The organism is Streptomyces sp. NPDC002795 (assembly GCF_042888725.1).
GTDB lineage: Bacteria > Actinomycetota > Actinomycetes > Streptomycetales > Streptomycetaceae > Streptomyces.
Genome location: NZ_JBIAQB010000012.1, coordinates 180835 through 197863, shown reverse-complemented (window position 1 = coordinate 197863; position 17029 = coordinate 180835). Strand labels below are relative to the sequence as shown.

General features: G+C 71.8%; 15 protein-coding genes. 4 read left to right on the top strand and 11 right to left on the bottom strand.

The genetic code is table 11. From position 1 onward, the window contains the following. Nucleotides 1-248 precede the first annotated feature (248 nt). Together ACFYWS_RS32210 and bldG are read right to left on the bottom strand one after the other, a co-directional pair. Entirely contained in the window at nt 249-683 is a 435-nt protein-coding gene (locus tag ACFYWS_RS32210; protein WP_389282323.1) for an ATP-binding protein, read from the bottom strand. A gap of 115 nt (nt 684-798) precedes the next feature. Beyond that, the gene (gene bldG, locus ACFYWS_RS32205) at nt 799-1140 is read right to left on the bottom strand and encodes an anti-sigma factor antagonist BldG (protein ID WP_125514212.1); all 342 of its coding nucleotides are present in this window, start codon (nt 1138-1140) and stop codon (nt 799-801) included. Nucleotides 1141-1222: 82 nt separating this feature from the next. On the opposite strand from bldG, the gene ACFYWS_RS32200 reads away from it, so the two are divergent. Then, nucleotides 1223-3679, top strand: coding sequence for a DEAD/DEAH box helicase (locus ACFYWS_RS32200; protein ID WP_389282321.1), 2457 nt, complete (start codon nt 1223-1225; stop codon nt 3677-3679). Between the two features lie 71 nt (nt 3680-3750). Here the strand turns inward: ACFYWS_RS32200 and ACFYWS_RS32195 are convergent, their stop codons facing one another. The 7 genes from ACFYWS_RS32195 to ssd all read right to left on the bottom strand — a co-directional run bounded on the left by ACFYWS_RS32195 (nt 3751) and on the right by ssd (nt 9113). Then, the gene (locus ACFYWS_RS32195) at nt 3751-4311 is read right to left on the bottom strand and encodes an Rv3654c family TadE-like protein (protein WP_389282454.1); all 561 of its coding nucleotides are present in this window, start codon (nt 4309-4311) and stop codon (nt 3751-3753) included. Nucleotides 4312-4361: 50 nt separating this feature from the next. Continuing rightward, on the bottom strand, nt 4362-4736 hold the full coding sequence (locus ACFYWS_RS32190; RefSeq protein ID WP_389282320.1) for a TadE family type IV pilus minor pilin: 375 nt from the start codon (nt 4734-4736) through the stop codon (nt 4362-4364). Further along, nucleotides 4723-4959, bottom strand: a complete 237-nt coding sequence (locus tag ACFYWS_RS32185; RefSeq protein ID WP_389282318.1) for a DUF4244 domain-containing protein — start codon at nt 4957-4959, stop codon at nt 4723-4725. Before ACFYWS_RS32185 ends, ACFYWS_RS32190 begins: the two co-directional genes overlap by 14 nt. Before the next feature lie 49 nt (nt 4960-5008). Continuing rightward, nucleotides 5009-5791 carry a type II secretion system F family protein gene (locus tag ACFYWS_RS32180; protein WP_389282317.1) on the bottom strand — a complete coding sequence of 261 codons (783 nt, stop codon included), beginning with the start codon at nt 5789-5791 and terminating at the stop codon, nt 5009-5011. A 6-nt stretch (nt 5792-5797) separates the two neighbouring features. Continuing rightward, nucleotides 5798-6655: a type II secretion system F family protein gene (locus ACFYWS_RS32175; protein WP_389282315.1), complete on the bottom strand. Its 858-nt coding sequence runs from the start codon at nt 6653-6655 to the stop codon at nt 5798-5800. A 108-nt stretch (nt 6656-6763) separates the two neighbouring features. Beyond that, on the bottom strand, nt 6764-7927 hold the full coding sequence (locus ACFYWS_RS32170; protein WP_389282314.1) for a TadA family conjugal transfer-associated ATPase: 1164 nt from the start codon (nt 7925-7927) through the stop codon (nt 6764-6766). 109 nt (nt 7928-8036) lie between these two features. Then, the gene (gene ssd / locus ACFYWS_RS32165; protein WP_389282313.1) at nt 8037-9113 is read right to left on the bottom strand and encodes a septum site-determining protein Ssd; all 1077 of its coding nucleotides are present in this window, start codon (nt 9111-9113) and stop codon (nt 8037-8039) included. Between the two features lie 571 nt (nt 9114-9684). Here ssd and ACFYWS_RS32160 point away from each other — a divergent pair. Beyond that, nucleotides 9685-10536: an HAD family hydrolase gene (locus tag ACFYWS_RS32160; RefSeq protein ID WP_389282312.1), complete on the top strand. Its 852-nt coding sequence runs from the start codon at nt 9685-9687 to the stop codon at nt 10534-10536. A gap of 345 nt (nt 10537-10881) precedes the next feature. Here ACFYWS_RS32160 and ACFYWS_RS32155 read toward each other — a convergent pair whose 3' ends face one another. Next, a complete protein-coding gene (locus ACFYWS_RS32155) occupies nt 10882-11706 on the bottom strand; it encodes an oxidoreductase (RefSeq protein ID WP_389282310.1) in 825 nt (274 codons plus the stop codon). A 101-nt stretch (nt 11707-11807) separates the two neighbouring features. Here ACFYWS_RS32155 and ACFYWS_RS32150 point away from each other — a divergent pair, with 101 nt between their 5' ends. Continuing rightward, complete coding sequence (locus tag ACFYWS_RS32150) at nt 11808-12788, top strand: ATP-binding protein (protein WP_389282308.1); 981 nt, start codon at nt 11808-11810, stop codon at nt 12786-12788. Nucleotides 12789-12806: 18 nt separating this feature from the next. Here the strand turns inward: ACFYWS_RS32150 and ACFYWS_RS32145 are convergent, their stop codons facing one another. Further along, nucleotides 12807-14114, bottom strand: a complete 1308-nt coding sequence (locus tag ACFYWS_RS32145; RefSeq protein ID WP_389282306.1) for a hypothetical protein — start codon at nt 14112-14114, stop codon at nt 12807-12809. A 347-nt stretch (nt 14115-14461) separates the two neighbouring features. Between ACFYWS_RS32145 and ACFYWS_RS32140 the strand changes: the two genes are divergently transcribed. Next, nucleotides 14462-16861 carry a SulP family inorganic anion transporter gene (locus ACFYWS_RS32140; RefSeq protein ID WP_389282304.1) on the top strand — a complete coding sequence of 800 codons (2400 nt, stop codon included), beginning with the start codon at nt 14462-14464 and terminating at the stop codon, nt 16859-16861. The last annotated feature ends 168 nt before the right edge of the window (nt 16862-17029 follow it).

Below are 17029 nucleotides of genomic sequence, written 5' to 3'. Positions count from 1 at the left end.
TTGTAGGGAGCGGACCCTGATCAAAACAGGGCGCGGCAAACGGAATTGTTTCCTACCCAGCAAATGTTCGGTGAACCTCACCCGGCAGGCAGAGGCGGAATTGCTAACCCCTTGAAGGCATTAGCGAAGATCTTTTATTGGCCGATTGGTTGATCGACCTCAGGAAATACCGAAGAGGCCCGGATCACCGTCTGGTGATCCGGGCCTCTTCGAAAGATCTCCGGGCAGCGCGCGGAGCGCTCGGCGTGCTACGGAAGCGTCGCCGGCAGGGTCGGCCACGTCATCCGAATGAGTCCGCCGTCCGTGTCCGCGGTGACCTCGACATCGTCCACGAGGCCGCTGATGACGGCGAGACCCATCTCGTCCTCACCCTCCGCCTCCAGATCGTCGGCGGAGCCCGTGCCGTCGGCCGCGGCCGACGGGGGCACCGTACGCGGCGCCTCGTCACCGACCTCGATGGAGAACTGCTTCTCGTCCTCGATCAGGGCCACCCGCACCGGCGCCGCGATGCCGCTGCTCTGGTGCAGCCCGACCGCGCGGCTGCAGGCCTCACCGACGGCGAGCCTGACCTCGTCGAGCACGGCCTCGTCCACGCCCGCCCTGCGCGCCACGGCGGCCGCCACCAGGCGGGCCGTCCTGACGTGCTCGGGCAGAGGGCTGAAGCGGAGTTCGACAGTGGCCATGCATCCCCCTCGGACAGACGGGCCCACAGTGGTACGAGCGTGCTCCCGGGGATCGGCCGGCCTCGGCCGCCCGATCCCCTTGTCTCCACCGGTGTCACCACCGGCATCGACCGGATCAGTCGGTCGCCGAGACGGCTTCCTCGACCGAGGTGTGGATCGGGAACACCTTGGTCAGTCCGGTGATACGGAAAATCTTGAGAATGCGCTCCTGGTTGCACACCAGGCGCAGCGAGCCCTCATGGGCACGCACGCGCTTCAGGCCGCCGACCAGCACGCCGAGCCCGGTGGAGTCGAGGAAATCCACGCCCTCCATGTCGACGACAAGGTGGAAACTGCCGTCGTTCACCAGCTCGACCAGCTGCTCGCGCAACTTGGGCGCGGTATATACATCGATTTCGCCACCGACCTCGACGACCGTACGATCGCCGACGGTACGGGTCGACAGGGACAGGTCCACGGATCCTCCAGCACCTTGCTATCGAGCGGTCGCCCCTCGGGGATACCTCGGCTTGATCCCCCGGGACGGTTCGCCAGCCGCGATGGCATTCAATCACTTACCGGCAGGCGTGCACGACGCCTTGAGAGCATTGTCCGTCACGCCAGTGACACACTCGGTGCCGATGGCCAAGAATCACCGATCCGAACGACCCTCGGTATCCGCCCCAGACCGCCCCTCTCCCGGTGCGGTCCTGGACCGGCTCGCCTCGGGTCCGAGCAGGGCTGCGCGTGTCACCCATACGGAGCACTTGCCCCCTCGCCCCGGCCGTCATGCCGTCTGGCCCGATCGGATCCGGGCCGAGGTCATCGCGGCCGTGCAGACCGCCGGAATCGCGCACCCCTGGGCCCACCAGGCACTCGCGGCGGAGCACGCCCTGGACGGCGATTCGGTGGTCGTCGCCACCGGCACGGCCTCCGGCAAATCGCTCGCGTATCTGGTTCCGGTCCTGTCGTCCCTGCTGGACGGATCCGAGGCGCCGAACGGGCGCGGCGCGACCACGCTCTACCTCGCCCCGACGAAGGCGCTCGCGGCGGACCAGTGCCGATCGGTGAAGGAACTTTCACAACCGCTCGGTACGGCGATTCGTCCCGCGGTCTACGACGGCGACACTCCGTTCGAGGAACGCGAGTGGGTACGCCAGTACGGAAACTACGTCCTCACCAACCCGGACATGCTGCACCGCGGCATCCTGCCCTCGCACCCGCGCTGGTCCTCCTTCTTCAAGGCGCTCAAGTACGTCGTGATCGACGAGTGCCACACATATCGCGGCGTCTTCGGCTCCCATGTGGCGCAGGTGCTGCGAAGACTGCGCCGCATATGTGCCCGCTACGGATCCGACCCCGTCTTCCTGCTGGCCTCGGCCACCTCGGCCGAACCGGCCGTCTCCGCCCAGCGGTTGACGGGTCTGCCGGTCGTCGAGGTCGCGGACGACGCCTCGCCGCGCGGCGAACTGGTCTTCGCGCTCTGGGAACCCCCGCTGACGGAGATGCAGGGCGAGAAGGGCGCGCCGGTGCGGCGCACGGCGACCGCCGAGACGGCGGACCTGCTGACCGACCTCGCGGTCCAGGGCGTGCGCTCCGTCGCCTTCGTACGCTCCCGGCGTGGCGCCGAGCTGATCTCGGTGATCGCGCAGGAGCGGCTCGCCGAGGTCGACCGCTCGCTGGCCCGGCGGGTCGCGGCCTACCGCGGCGGCTATCTCTCCGAGGAACGCCGCGCCCTCGAAGCGGCCCTGCACTCCGGCGAACTCCTCGGCCTCGCCGCCACCACCGCCCTCGAACTCGGCATCGACGTCTCGGGGTTGGACGCGGTGCTGATCGCCGGATACCCCGGTACGCGCGCGTCCCTGTGGCAGCAGGCAGGACGTGCGGGCCGCTCGGGCCAGGGGGCGCTGGCGGTCCTGGTGGCCCGTGACGACCCCCTGGACACCTACCTGGTCCACCACCCTGAAGCCCTTTTCGACCAGCCGGTCGAATCGACGGTCCTCGACCCCGACAACCCGTACGTCCTCGCTCCGCACCTGTGCGCGGCGGCGGCGGAGATCCCCCTGACCGAACCGGACCTGGCCCTGTTCGGCCCTGCGACGGGGGAACTACTGCCGCAGCTGGAGGCGGCGAAGCTGCTGCGGCGCCGCTCCGCCACGAAGGCCTGGCACTGGACGCGCCGCGAGTCCGCCGCGGACCTGGCCGACATCCGCGGCGAGGGCGGCTCCCCCGTACAGGTCGTCGAGGCCGGCACCGGCCGGCTGCTCGGCACCGTCGACGCGGGCTCCGCCCACACCTCGGTGCACGACGGCGCGATCCACCTCCACCAGGGCCGCACGTACGTGGTGAAGAAGCTGGACCTCGACGACAACGTCGCCCTCGTCGAAACAGCGAACCCCACCTACTCGACCACCGCCCGCGACACCACGGCCATCTCCATCCTGGAGACCGACGTCGAAGTCCCTTGGGGCGACGGCAGGTTGTGCTACGGCTCGGTCGAGGTCACCAACCAGGTCGTCGGCTACCTCCGCCGCCGCCTCATCACCGGCGAGGTCCTCGGCGAGACCAAGCTCGACCTCCCTCCTCGTACGCTGCGCACCCGCGCCGTGTGGTGGACGGTCACCGAGGACCAACTCGACGCCGCCCGCATCAACCCCGAGATCCTCGGCGGCGCCCTGCACGCCGCCGAACACGCCTCCATCGGCCTGCTCCCCCTCTTCGCCACGTGCGACCGCTGGGACATCGGCGGCGTCTCGATGCCGCTCCACCCGGACACCCTCCTGCCCACGGTCTTCGTCTACGACGGTCATCCCGGCGGCGCGGGCTTCGCCGAACGTGCCTTCCACACCGCCCGCGAGTGGCTGACCGCCACCCGCGAGGCCATCGCGTCCTGCGACTGCGACGCCGGCTGCCCCTCCTGCATCCAGTCCCCCAAGTGCGGCAACGGCAACGATCCGTTGCACAAGCGGGGGGCGGTACGTCTGCTCTCCGTTCTGCTGAAGGGGGTGGCGGGGTAGGCGGGCGGGTCACCCGTTCCGTTTCGGCCTTCCGTCCCTACGCCTCGGGGCTCCGCCCCGGACCCCACGCCTCAAACGCCGGCGGGGCTTGATCGAGGGCCCGCCCGTACCCGGACCTCCGAGCACCCCTCGGGGCTTCGCCCCGGACCCCGCGGGCTCTCGTCCAAGAGCGGGACTTGATTGAGGGCCCGCCCGTACCCGGACCTCCGAGCACGCCTCGGGGCTTCGCCCCGGACCCCGCGCCTCAAACGCCGGCGGGGCTTGGCTGTGGGCCCGCCCGTGCCCGGATCTCCGAGCACGCCTCGGGGCTTCGCCCCGGACCCCGCGGGCTCTCGTCCAAGAGCGGGACTTGACTGAGGGCCCGCCCGTGCCCGGACCTCCGAGCGGAATGCCCCGTGCCCCGCTACCGCGGTCACATCCGACACCTCCCCGCGCACCGCGCACCGCACCACCCCCGCCTCCTGCGCCCGCGCCACCCGTGCCGCCAGCGCGCACGCCTTCGCTCTCCCCTCCGTCCAGTGGTCCGCCGCGGCGAGCGCCGCCAGGTCGGCCGCCGAGCCCGCACGGTGCCGTGCCTCGACCGCCTGCCCCATGGCCAGCACCGCCCCGAACACCACCCCCACCGCGGCCATCGCCATCGCGACCCACACGGTCGCCGACCCGCGGTCACCCCCTCTCGCCCTCATGTCCCCGCCACCGCTTCCTCCGCCGCCGCCACCGCCTGCGCGCTCAGCTCCACCCCGAGCGCTCCCGGCCCCACGGATCTCGCCCGCACCGTCACCCGCACCAGATCGCCCTCCCGGCCCACCGCGACCCGCGCACCCGGCGGCGCGGCCTCCCGCGCCGCCGCCACCGCGGCGCCCCTGGGCTCCTGCCGGGCCACCGCCCTGGCCCCGGCCCGCGCGGCGTCCACGCACCTGATCTGCGCCGACGCCGCGAGCACCACCCAGACCAGCGCCATCGTGAACGCCACGAGCACCGGCAGCACCACGGCCGCCTCCGCCGTCACAAACCCCGCATCGCGCCCCCGCCCACGTCGGGGCTCAGAACGAGCCATGGAGCGCCTTCGCCACCAAGGACTGCAACGCCGACTGCACCACGTCGCTCGTCACCACCTGGTACAGCACCCCGGCGAAGCCCACCGCCGCGATCAGCCCCACCGCGTACTCGGCACTGACCATCCCGGCGTCCCGCCCGCCGGACCGCACCGACCGCGCCCATCGACGAACGCCTCCGCGCAGCCACTCGCACCAGGCCCGCCCCACACGCATCCCACTCATGCCAACTCCCTTGATAGGTCACCCTGTTCTGCCTTCCGAAGCCCGCCGCTCAACTCCCTCCCAGCACCCCGCCTCCCAGTCCGATCACCACCGGCACCACCCCGACCACCAAGAACGCGGGGAGGAAACACAGGCCCACCGGCGCCGTGATCGCCACCGCGGCCCGGCGTGCCACCGTCGTCGCCCGACGTCCCCGCTCGGCCCGGCACTCCGCGGCGAACCGCGCCACCGGCGCCGCCGCAGGAGCCCCGGACTCACCCGCCCGCTCCAACAGCCGGACCAGCCCATCGGCGCCCGGCACCGCCGACAACTCCCGCCACGCCACACCGAGTTCACCGCCGAGCCGCACCTGCGCCGCGCCCCGCTCAAGCCCCCGCCCGACGGGTCCGCCCAGCGCCTCACCGACGGCCCGCGCCGCCTCCACCGGCCCCGCACCCGCCGCGAGACATGACGCCAACAGGTCGCAGGCCAATGGCAGTTGACGTACGGCGACACCCCTCGCACCCACCCCCATCCCGGCTCTCGCCCCCTCCTCCCGGCCGCGCCACCAGCGCCACACCCCCATCCCGCAGACCACCCCGACCACGGCCCCGGCCGCCCCGCCCACCAGCACGAACCCGGCACACACCGCCCCCGCGACCGGCACCCACCGCCGCACCCCGGCCGGCAGCACCACGGCCCGCCGCACCGACTCCGCCGCGGCCACCTCGAGCACGACCCGCACCCGCCGCCGCAACGCCCGCTCGGCCCTCCGCTCCGCGACCTCCCACACCAGCCACATCACCATCACCGCGGCGCACAGCACCGCCCCCAGCCTGTGGACAACGTCCATGGCTCCTCACCCCTCCGCCCCTCGCACGATCCGCATCGCCCACCACAACCCGGCGGCTTCCAACGCCCCACCCACCACCAGGCAGCCGATCCCCGGCCACGTGTGCAGCAGCACCCGCAGGGGCCGCGCCCCCATGCCCGCCCCGAGCAACAGCGCGAACACGGGCAGCCCGGCGAGCAGCACCGTGGTCGACAAGGGGCCCGCCAACTGGGCTCTGAAGTCGGCCCGTTGATCCCGCTCCGCACGCAGCGCGTCCGCGAGCCGTTCGAGACCGGACGCGAGCCCGGCACCCCGGTCCACCGCCACCCGCCAGCACGCCGCCAGCCCGTTCAACCCCTCGGCCCCCGGCTCCCGCGCCGCCGCTCTCAGGGCCCCGGGCACCTCCCCGCCGAACCGGGCCGCCGCCACCACGGCCGCGCTCCCCGCACCGGTCAACGCCTCGGACCCCCGCACCGCCACCACCAGCGCATCCCCCGGCTGCCGGCCTGCCCGCACCTCACCCGCCAACAGCCCGCACAGCCGGATCACCGCCTCCCCTCGCCGCTCCTTCCCCCGCCGCGCCGCCCCGGCCGCGCGGAGCCGCCCCACTCCCGGCACGGCACACACCGCGAGGACGACCGGCAGCACCGAGGCTCCGGCGACCCCGACCACCACCCCGCCCACCGCGCACCACCATTCGGGTCGCGCGCGTACCCACGCCCACCACCGCTCCCCCAGGCCCAGCCACCGGGACAACACCCCGAGGTCCGCCCCCACCCCCAACACACTCCGAGCCCGCCGCACCTCCAACTCCCGTACCCGCACCGCCCGCATCACGACCACCGCCCCCAACGCGGCCACCACCACACCGGAACCACCGCCCAAGACCCCACCACCCACAGCCCACGCACCCCTCTCCACCGGCTCTGCCGAATCCACCGACCACGCGCCTTCTCCCAGGCCCCACGTCCGACGCCGCGCGGGCCGGCCCACTCACCCCAACCGCACCCCCAACAACCCACCGAGCCGCGCCCACCCCGCCCCCTCCACAAACCCCCGCTCGCCCCACTCCAGCGCCGGTACCGCCCGCACCCAGCCCTCCGCGTCCCGCTCCAGCACCTGGACCTGGGCGATACGCCGCCGCCCGCCCCGGTCCCGTACGAGATGCAGCACCACGGAGACCGCCGCCGCCAACTGGCTGTGCAGCGCCGCCCGGTCGAGCCCCGCCGCCGTCCCCAGCGCCTCGAGCCGCACCGGGACATCGCTCGCCGCGTTGGCGTGGACCGTCCCTGAACCGCCCTCGTGGCCCGTATTCAGGGCGGCCAGGAGCGAGACCACCTCGGCGCCGCGCACCTCGCCCACCACCAGCCGGTCGGGCCGCATCCGCAGCGCCTGCCGGACCAGGTCGTCGAGGCCCACGGCCCCCGCGCCCTCCTGGTTGGCGGGGCGCGATTCGAGCCGTACGACGTGGGGGTGGTCCGGCCTCAGCTCGGCGGAGTCCTCGGCCAGGACGATCCGCTCCCCCGGCCCCACCAGGCCGAGCAGCGCGCTCAGCAGCGTCGTCTTGCCGGTGCCCGTACCACCGCTGATCAGGAAGGACAGGCGCGCGTCGAGCAACGCCCGCAGCACCCGGTCGCCGCCCGGCGGCACCGTCCCCGCCGCCGTCAGTTCCTCCAGGGTGAACGCCCGGGGCCGCACGACCCGCAGGGACAGGCAGGTGCAGCCCGCCGCGATCGGTGGCAGCACCGCGTGCAGCCGGGTCCCGTCGGGCAGCCGGGCGTCCACCCACGGCCGCGCGTCGTCCAGGCGGCGCCCCACGACGGCAGCGAGCCGCTGCGCCAGCCGCCGTACGTCGGCGGCGCTTTCGAAGGCCACGTCGGCCCGTTCCAGGCCGCCTCCCCGGTCGACCCACACCTTGTCCGGCGCCGACACCAGGACGTCCGTCACCGAAGGGTCGGCGAGCAGTGCCTCCAACGGCCCCGCGCCCACCAGCTCCGACCTCAACCGTCCCGCCGCGCCCAGCACTTCGGCGTCGCCCAGGATCCTGCCCTGCGCCCGCAGCGCCTCGGCCACGCGCGCGGGCGTCGCCTCCGACCCGTTCTCGGCCAGCCACTGCCGTACGCCGTCCAGCATGCGCGCCCCGACCACCGCACTCATGACACCCCTCCTCGCACCCTCTGCTCGACCGTCCACACGCCGACCGCTCCGGCCGCCACCGCGCTCTCCCCAGGCCGCCCGACCGCGCCGGGCCACTCGCCCTCCCGATTCACGCCGCATCCCCCTCCACCGCCGCCACCGGCATCCGCTCCCAGAACGCGCCGCAGAACCGCACCAGCGGCCCGCTCTTCACCACCCCGGCGTCCGCGGGCAGTTCACCGGCGAACGGCAGTCCGACGAGCCGCGCCACCTCGTCCGCCGCGAGGCCTCCCGCGCCGCCCGCGGGCGCCGTCACCACCCGCAGGTCCCGCAGCACCATCCCCGCCGCTCCCGCCATCCGGCGGGCCGCCGCGACGGCCCGCAGCTCCGGTGGCACCACGAGCAGCCCCAGGTCGAGCTGTGCCAGGGCCTCGACGGATCCGGCGTCGACCCGGCGCGGCAGGTCCACCACGACGACGCCACCCCTGCGCCGCCCGGCCGCGAGCACGGCCCGCACCGCCTCAGAGGGCACCGTCGCAAGATCGCCGCGGTCCCAGCTGAGCACCCGCAGATCGTGCAGCCGGGGCAGCGACTCCTCCAGGGCCGTGCTGCCGACCCGGCCCCGCGACTCGGCGAAGGCCGGCCAGCGCAGTCCGTCCACCGCCTCGCCGCCGAGCAGCACGTCGAGCCCACCGCCGAGCGGGTCCGCGTCGACGAGGAGCGTGCGCCGTCCCGACCGTGCGGACGCCACGGCCAGCGCGCAGGCGAGCGTGGAGGCTCCGGCCCCGCCGCGTCCGCCGAGCACCCCGACGGTCAGGGCGGGCCGCCCCACTCCCTCGACGACATCGGCGATCCGGTCCATCAGCCACTGCTCGCCGTCCGGCAGGACAAGGACATGGTCGGCGCCGATCTCCACGGCCCGCCGCCACACCCCGGAATCGTCCTGATCACGCCCAACCAAGATCACTCCACGCCGTCGGGACACCCCGCGCAGCCGCCGCGCGGCATCGTCTCCGACCAGCACGAGCGGCGCCGATTCCCAGCCTCCCCAGCCCTCTCTGCCCGCCGGCGCCCCGTGCCCGACCTCGGGCCGCACGCCCGCCGCCGCGCACAGACGCAGCAGGTCGTCCAGCAGGTCCACGTCCTCCGTCACGATCAACGGGGCGCGTCGCACGTCCCGCGCTTCGCACTCGATGACTTCCGCCATGGTCCGGTCCCCCTCTCGCCGCGCTCGCCCGCCCATGCGGACGATCCGTTCCGCACGTGAAGTCGGAGGTGTCCAAGGCGCCGAATACCGCCCGTCCACCACGGCTCGGCCATAACAAACCGGCCATGAACACGGATCCGAACTTCGCGTGCGGAATCACCGTGCAGCGATCCCGGAAAACGTGGGGATCTTGGTCAATAACTGTGGACACGAGAAGGCTTGTGAATATCCCAGTCACCCATACCGGTGACACCTTGAACTAGGCATGAAACTGTCCACAGAGCAGCGTCACGGTCACACAGCGTGAGGAACCTTCAGCGCGCCGCCCGCAGTGCGCGAGCCTGCGAGAACCCGCCGTCCGGGCATGAAAAAAGGACCCGAAAACGGGTCCGGACATGCGACGACCCCCGCCGGGGGGGAGAGCGGGGGTCGTCCTCCACGGTCCGACTCGGGGGGGGAGGAGCCAGACCGGGTACGCACGGTCGCGAACGATCCGTGACTTCCATGGTGTACCCGAGAGGCTTCTCAAGCAAACCCACGCGCCACAGCTTACGCCGAATGGTTGGCGCCTATGCTCGGCCTCGTGGAAAACCACTCCTTGCCTCACTCCGCGCCCCGTACAGCAGCGTTCTTTGACCTGGACAAGACGGTCATCGCTAAGTCGAGCACACTTACCTTCAGCAAGTCGTTCTACCAAGGCGGTCTGATCAACCGGAGGGCCGTACTGCGCACCGCGTACGCCCAGTTCGTCTTCCTCGCCGGCGGCGCCGACCACGATCAGATGGAGCGGATGCGCGAGTACCTCTCGGCGCTCTGCCGCGGCTGGAACGTGCGGCAGGTGAAGGAGATCGTCGCCGAGACCCTGCACGATCTGATCGACCCGATCATCTACGACGAGGCGGCGTCCCTCATCGAGGAACACCACACCGCCGGACGCGATGTGGTCATCGTCTCCACATCCGGCGCCGAGGTCGTCGAGCCGATCGGCGAGCTCCTCGGTGCGGACCGGGTGGTCGCCACTCGCATGGTCGTGGGCGACGACGGCTGCTTCACGGGCGAGGTGGAGTACTACGCGTACGGGCCCACGAAGGCGGAGGCCATCAAGGAACTGGCGCGCTCCGAGGGGTACGACCTCGCGCGCTGCCACGCGTACAGCGACTCGGCGACGGACCTGCCGATGCTCAGCTCGGTCGGGCATCCGCACGCCGTCAACCCGGACCGGGCGCTGCGCCGCGAGGCCCTCGCGCGCGGGTGGCCGATCCTCGACTTCCACCAGCCGGTCCGGCTCAAGCAGCGCCTGCCTCACCTGTCCACGCCCTCGCGCCCCGCGCTGCTCGCGGCGGCCGGGGTCGGCGCGGCGGCGGTCACGGCCGGCCTGGTCTGGTACGCGAGCCGGCGGCGCGCGACGTCAGGCGTCCAGTGATGCCGCTGATGCCGCCGGTTCGCCCTATTTGAACCTAAAAGTAAAGAAGTGTGGCCAGGGCTTCCGCTTGCCCTGGCGGAGGAGTACAAAGGATTCAACGGCCCGCGAGACCAAGGACATCCGAGAGGAACACCTTTAACCGCAATCAGGCCCCACGGACCGATGCATGAACACCGGGCACCCACGCGACGTCGACCCGTCGATTACGGGCCAGCCGCACCAGGCGACGGGCAAAGAACCCGACCTGATGGGCAATATCTCGAGGACGCTTGGTAACCCAGTGGACATGCCAGCGGCGGTACGAGCACTCGTACCGCCGCACCTCTTTTTCCCGGCCTTTTCCCGCTACGCGGCGCCCCGCTGCAGCGCCTCACAGACGGCCGTCGACTCCCTGGCACCCAACTCGATCGCCTTGCCGCAGTGGGTGATCCAGGCCGCCATCCCCTCCGGCGTACCGGAGACGTAACCGTCGAGTGCGGCCGCGTAGGCCGCGCGCCCCAGTTCGGCGTGGCCCAGCTCCGCCGGGCAGACGGACTTCGGGTCGAGGCCGCTGCCCACCAGAACGATGCGCTCGGCGGCGCGCGCGACCAGGCCGTTGTCCGAGCCGAAGGGGCGCAGGGCGAGCAGCTCGCCGTGCACGATGGCGGCGTTCACCAGGGCCGGGGCCGCGCTCTCGGCGATGATCAGCTGCGAGAGCCCCTCCAGGCGGCCCGCCACCTCCTCGGCGTCCGGCACCGGGAGTTCGACGAGCGGCTCGTCGACCGTCTCGCCCGCGAGCCGCGGCCGGCCCACCGCGTCACTCTTGTCGGCCGCCGCGACCAGGTGGAGGCGCGCGAGCACCCGCAGGGGCGACTGCCGCCAGATGGAGAGAAGCTGACCCGCCTCGGCGGTCAGCCGCAGGGCCGCGCCGACCGTGGGCGCCTCCTTGTCGCCGTCGCCGCCGCTGAAGTCGGTGCGCCTGCGCACCTCTTCGAGCGGCCAGTCAGCGCCGGAGAGCGCCGCGCTGCCACGCGCGCCGCGCAGTGCGGCCTCGGACGTGATCTCGTTGCTGCGACGCCGCATGACCCGGTGCCCGTAGACCCGGTCCACAGCCTTGCGCACGGAGTCCACTGAGTCGGCCACGCCCGGCAGGTCGGCCAGGGCGGCGAGGGGGTCGGCTGTCGTACTCATGAGTACGACCCTACGGGCCACGCGGCGCCGCCCCACGAAGGAGTGGTCTTCTTCACGCGACATCGACACGGACGGCGACCATACCGATACCCTTTGTGAACATGAAGATCGCTTTCGTCGGGAAGGGCGGCAGTGGCAAGACCACGCTGTCCTCCCTGTTCATCCGCCACCTCGCCGGCACCGGCTCCCCGGTCATCGCCGTCGACGCAGACATCAATCAGCACCTCGGGGCCGCGCTCGGGCTCGACGAGGGCGCCGCGGGCGAGCTGCCCGCGCTGGGGGCCCGGCTGCCCCTGATCAAGGACTATCTGCGCGGCTCGAACGCGCGGATCGCCTCGGCCGACACGATGATCAAGACCACGCCGCCCGGCGAGGGCTCGCGACTGCTCAGGGTGCGCGAGAACAATCCGGTGTACGACGCCTGCGCCCGCGATGTGGAACTCGACGGCCACGCCGTGCGTTTGATGGTCACCGGACCCTTCACCGAGGCCGACCTCGGTGTCGCCTGCTACCACTCCAAGACCGGAGCGGTGGAGCTGTGCCTGAACCACCTCGTCGACGGCCGGGGTGAGTACGTCGTGGTCGACATGACCGCGGGCTCCGACTCCTTCGCCTCGGGCATGTTCACCCGCTTCGACATGACGTTCCTGGTCGCCGAGCCGACCCGCAAGGGTGTCTCGGTCTACCGCCAGTACAAGGAGTACGCGCGGGACTTCGGCATCGACCTGAAGGTGGTGGGCAACAAGGTGCGGGACGCGGACGACCTGGAGTTCCTGCGCTCCGAGGTCGGCGAGGACCTGCTCGTCACCGTCGGACACTCGGACTGGGTGCGCGCCATGGAGAAGGGGCGCCCGCCGCGCTTCGAGCTCCTGGAAGCTCCCAACAAGGCTTCCCTGCAAGCACTTCAGGACGCGGCCGACGCCACGTACGAGGTCCGCGACTGGGAGCGGTACACGCGGCAGATGGTGCACTTCCATCTGAAGAACGCCCAGAGCTGGGGCAACGAGAAGACAGGGGCCGACCTGGCGGCGCAGGTCGACCCCAGCTTCGTACTTCGCGAGAGCGTCGCGGCGACTGCCTGAGCAACGGCAGCGCGGTGGCTACGACTTGGTGGCCGGGGCTCCCGGCACCCCCTTCGGGGCCGGAGCCCGCTTGCCGCCGAGGTAGGACTCCCAGCCCTGCTTCGGCCCCTCGCCCACACCGAGGCCCCCGAGCTTCTTCAGGACCTTCGGGTCCTGGGCGTCGAGCCAGTCGGCGAGCTGCCGGAAGGAGACACAGCGGACGTCGGGCTTCTTGCAGACCCGCTCGACCGTCTCCTCGACGGCGCGCATGTAGGTCCCGCCGTTCCAGGACTCGAAGTGGTTGCCGATGACGAGCGGCGCGCGGTTGCCCTTGTAGGCGCGGTCGAAGCCCGCGAGCAGGCTGTCGCGCATCTGGTCACCCCAGTACTCGCGCTTCGAGGGGTCGCCCTGGGTCGCCGTGCCGGACTGGTTGACCATGAAGTTGTAGTCCATGGTCAGCTGCTCGTAGGAGTGGCCCTTGAACGGGACGAGCTGCATCGACAGGTCCCACAGGCCGTTCTTCTTCTTGGGCCAGACCTGGTCGTTGACGCCGCTGGTGTCGTAGCGGAAGCCGACCTCGCTCGCGGCGCGCGTGAAGTTGTCCTTGCCCTCGAGGCAGGGGGTGCGGGCGCCGATGAGCTCCTTGTCGTAGTCGAAGGGCAGCGGCGCGGACCGGTTCAGGCCCGCGTTCGTCTTCCAGCCCTTCACGAACGACTTGGCCTGCTGGATCTCGCTCTTCCACTCGGCCACCGACCACTGGCCGACCCCGCCGCTCTTGCCGCAGAAGTGGCCGTTGAAGTGGGTGCCGATCTCGTTGCCCTCGAGCCAGGCGCCGCGCAGTTGCTCGACGGTGTCCTTGATTCCCTTGGCGTCGTTGAAGCCGATGTCCGAACGGCCGGCCGAGTGCTGCGGCGCGTGGTACTTGTCGGCCTTGTCCTGCGGCAGCAGGTACACGCCGCTCAGGAAGTACGTCATGGTCGCGTTGTTCTCCTTCGCGACCTTACGGAAGTGCGAGAACAGCTTCTGGCTGTCCTCGCCCGCGCCGTCCCAGGAGAAGACCACGAACTGCGGCGGCTTCTGCCCCGGTCTGAGGCGCTCGGCCCGTGGCAGGTTCGGCTGCCGCCCGGTGTACGCGGTCGAACCGTCGCCGATCAGCTTGATCGCGCTGCCCGGCTTGGCCTGCTTCGGGCCGGGGGCGCCCTGACGGGGCTTGGTCTTCTCGGTGCGGTGCTCGCCGGATCCGCCGGTTTCCCCGGTGGCGCATCCGGCGAGTGCCGCGGCGCACGCCGCGACGGCGGTGATGCCCGCGGCGAGCCGCTTGGCGGCAGTCCTGTGGGTGGCGGCCATCTTCCGCCCACCTTCTTCCTGGAGTCGGCTTGTGTGGCGGTGGAATGCGAGAAACGCCCGTTATGCACGGACATCGCCGACACCGTGGCACGAGAGCCGAACGGAGATAGTCCGACAAGCCGACCAGGATTCTTATTCACTACTGAGCGTGAACCGTTGACCCATTTGCCCCTTTAATCCGTCCACAACCTTTACTCTGCATTACGATTCATTTACCGACCGCTACTGAGCGTTGCTTTCATCCCGCCGCTGCACGCCGTGAACCACGGCCGCGATCGACCCCGCCCACCGCAAGGGGTCACCCCACATTCCGCGACCGCGCTGCACCCCGGAGGAGACGGGAAACCATGTCAGCCTGCGTATCCACCCACGCCAGCGACTCCGACCGGACGGGAGGGCCCTCGGGCTCCGCCCGTACCGCGCACAGCCCACCACCCCCGCCCCGCCGCTTCCGCATCGCAGGAGCCGACCTCTCCGCGTCCGTCGCGGTCTTCCTCATCGCCCTGCCGCTCTCCCTGGGCATCGCCCTCGCGACCGGCGCACCCCTGGAGTCGGGGCTCGTCGCCGCCGCTGTCGGCGGCATCGTCGCCGGCTGCATCGGCGGAGCGCCGCTCCAGGTCAGCGGGCCCGCCGCGGGCCTCACCGTCGTCACAGCCGAGCTGATCCAGCGCTACGGATGGCGGACCACCTGCGCCATCACCGTCCTCGCCGGAATCGCCCAACTGGGCCTCGGCTGCCTACGAGTGGCCCGCACCGCCCTCGCCGTCAGCCCCGCCGTCGTCCACGGCATGCTCGCCGGTATCGGTGTCACCATCGCCGTCGCCCAGCTGCACATCGTGCTCGGCGGCAGCCCCGACAGCTCGGTGCTCGCCAACTTGGCTTCGCTGCCGAGGCAGTTGGTTGACGCCCAGCCCGCCACCCTGGGCGTCAGCGCGCTCACACTCACCGTGCTGCTCGCCTGGCCCCGCATCCCGGGGCGGATCGGCCGCTTCGCGCGCAAGGTGCCGGCCGCGCTCATCGCCGTGACCGCCGCGAGCGTGACCGCCGCGCTGCTCGGGCTCAGCCTGCCCGAGGTCGATCTGCCCTCCTGGAGCAGCCACGCGCTCGCCGGGCTGCCGGACGGGCCCGTGCTCGGCATCGTCGCCGCGGTCCTGACGACCACGCTCGTGTGCAGCGTGCAGTCGCTGCTCGGGGCGGTCGCCGTGGACAAGATGACCGCCAAGCGCTCGGACCTGCCGCCCGCGACGCGCCGCTCGAACCTGGACCGGGAGCTGCTCGCGCAGGGCGCGTCGAACATCGTCTCCGGCTCGCTCGGCGGGCTGCCCGTCGCCGGCGTCGCGGTGCGCAGTACGGCGAACGTGAAGGCGGGCGCCGTGAGCGGGAACTCCTCGATGCTGCACGGCGTTTGGGTAGTAGCCGCCACACTGCTCCTGGTGCCCGTCCTGGAGCTGATCCCGCTCGCCGCGCTCGCCGCCCTGGTGATGGCGGTCGGCATCCAGATGGTGTCCCTGAACCACATCCGCACGGTCACCCGCCACCGTGAGGTCCTGGTCTACGCGGTCACCACCCTCGGCGTCGTCGTCTTCGGCGTGCTCGAAGGCGTAGGACTCGGCGTCGCGGTGGCCGTCGGCGTCGCGCTGCACCGCCTCGCGCGCACCCGCATCACGCACGAGGTGGATTCCCGCGGCGTCCACCACGTGCGCGTACGTGGGCAGTTGACGTTCCTCGCGGTGCCCCGGCTCAGCCGGACCCTGCACCAGGTGCCGCACGGAGCGGGCTGTGTCGTGGAGCTGGACGGGTCCTTCATGGACCACGCCGCGTACGAGGCGTTGCAGGACTGGCAGAAGTCGCACACCACGCAGGGCGGCAAGGTCGAGGTGGCCGGGCGGGGAGGGGCCCGGATCGCCGAACCCGCGCGCGCGAGCCATACCTGCTGCCGGCCCTGGACGCCGTGGCGCAACCACCACTGCGACCGACCCTCGCACGACCACGACCACGACCGCGACCGCGACCGGGCAGCGCCCGAGGCCGCCCGGCCGCGGCGGGCCGGCGGGCATCAACTGGCCAGCGGGATCAGCGCGTTCCAGCGCAATACGGCGCCGCTGGTGCGCGAGGAGCTGGCGCGGCTCGCGCGCGAGGGGCAGAAACCCACGCAGCTGTTCCTGACGTGCGCCGACTCCCGGCTCGTCACATCGATGATCACGTCGAGCGGTCCCGGTGATCTCTTCGTCGTACGGAATGTGGGCAACCTCGTGCCCCTGCCCGGTGCCGAGAGCGGGGACGACTCGGTGGCGGCCGCGATCGAGTACGCCGTGGACGTGCTCCAGGTGCAGTCGATCACCGTGTGCGGGCACTCCGGATGCGGGGCGATGCAGGCGCTGTTGAGCAGCCCGCCGAGCGGCCATGGGGCGCTCACCCCGCTCAAGCGCTGGCTGCGGCACGGGATGCCGAGCCTGGAGCGGCTGTCCGACATGGGGCTGCCGTGGGCGCGGCTCGCGGGGCGGGCGCCCGCCGACGCGGTCGAGCAGCTCTGCCTGACCAATGTCGTCCAGCAGTTGGAGCACCTGCGGAAGCACGAGTGCGTGGCGCGCGCCCTGGAGCGGGGCGCGCTCGAACTGCACGGCATGTACTTCCACGTCGGGGAGGCGCAGGCGTATCTGCTCGCGGAGACCGACCCGGTCTTCGGACAGGTCGCGGCCACCGCCCTCGACGGCAGCCTCGACGAAGGCAGCGCCACGCGGGCCTGAACCAACCCACTCCCGCCTCCGTGCAACAGATGAGACCGTAGGGCCCCCGACCTGGTCGGGAGCCCTACGCGTACAGGTCTAAACCAATTCGCGGACCCCCCTTGTCACCAGGGGTCGCGGTCTGATGAGCTGTGGCCTGGGACACAACGGTCGCCTCCGACACAAACA

What these genes read in the sequence shown, in the direction of transcription:
- ACFYWS_RS32195 (WP_389282454.1), bottom strand. Translation starts at nt 4,311, where the DNA reads ATGGCCGCGGTGGGGGTGGTGTTCGGGGCGGTGCTGGCCATGGGGCAG.
- ACFYWS_RS32170 (WP_389282314.1), bottom strand. Translation starts at nt 7,927, where the DNA reads ATGAGTGCGGTGGTCGGGGCGCGCATGCTGGACGGCGTACGGCAGTGG.
- ACFYWS_RS32145 (WP_389282306.1), bottom strand. Translation starts at nt 14,114, where the DNA reads ATGGCCGCCACCCACAGGACTGCCGCCAAGCGGCTCGCCGCGGGCATC.
- ACFYWS_RS32180 (WP_389282317.1), bottom strand. Translation starts at nt 5,791, where the DNA reads ATGGACGTTGTCCACAGGCTGGGGGCGGTGCTGTGCGCCGCGGTGATG.
- ssd (WP_389282313.1), bottom strand. Translation starts at nt 9,113, where the DNA reads ATGGCGGAAGTCATCGAGTGCGAAGCGCGGGACGTGCGACGCGCCCCG.
- ACFYWS_RS32210 (WP_389282323.1), bottom strand. Translation starts at nt 683, where the DNA reads ATGGCCACTGTCGAACTCCGCTTCAGCCCTCTGCCCGAGCACGTCAGG.
- ACFYWS_RS32150 (WP_389282308.1), top strand. Translation starts at nt 11,808, where the DNA reads ATGAAGATCGCTTTCGTCGGGAAGGGCGGCAGTGGCAAGACCACGCTG.
- ACFYWS_RS32140 (WP_389282304.1), top strand. Translation starts at nt 14,462, where the DNA reads ATGTCAGCCTGCGTATCCACCCACGCCAGCGACTCCGACCGGACGGGA.
- ACFYWS_RS32155 (WP_389282310.1), bottom strand. Translation starts at nt 11,706, where the DNA reads ATGAGTACGACAGCCGACCCCCTCGCCGCCCTGGCCGACCTGCCGGGC.
- ACFYWS_RS32200 (WP_389282321.1), top strand. Translation starts at nt 1,223, where the DNA reads ATGGCATTCAATCACTTACCGGCAGGCGTGCACGACGCCTTGAGAGCA.
- ACFYWS_RS32190 (WP_389282320.1), bottom strand. Translation starts at nt 4,736, where the DNA reads ATGGCTCGTTCTGAGCCCCGACGTGGGCGGGGGCGCGATGCGGGGTTT.
- ACFYWS_RS32185 (WP_389282318.1), bottom strand. Translation starts at nt 4,959, where the DNA reads ATGAGTGGGATGCGTGTGGGGCGGGCCTGGTGCGAGTGGCTGCGCGGA.
- ACFYWS_RS32160 (WP_389282312.1), top strand. Translation starts at nt 9,685, where the DNA reads ATGCTCGGCCTCGTGGAAAACCACTCCTTGCCTCACTCCGCGCCCCGT.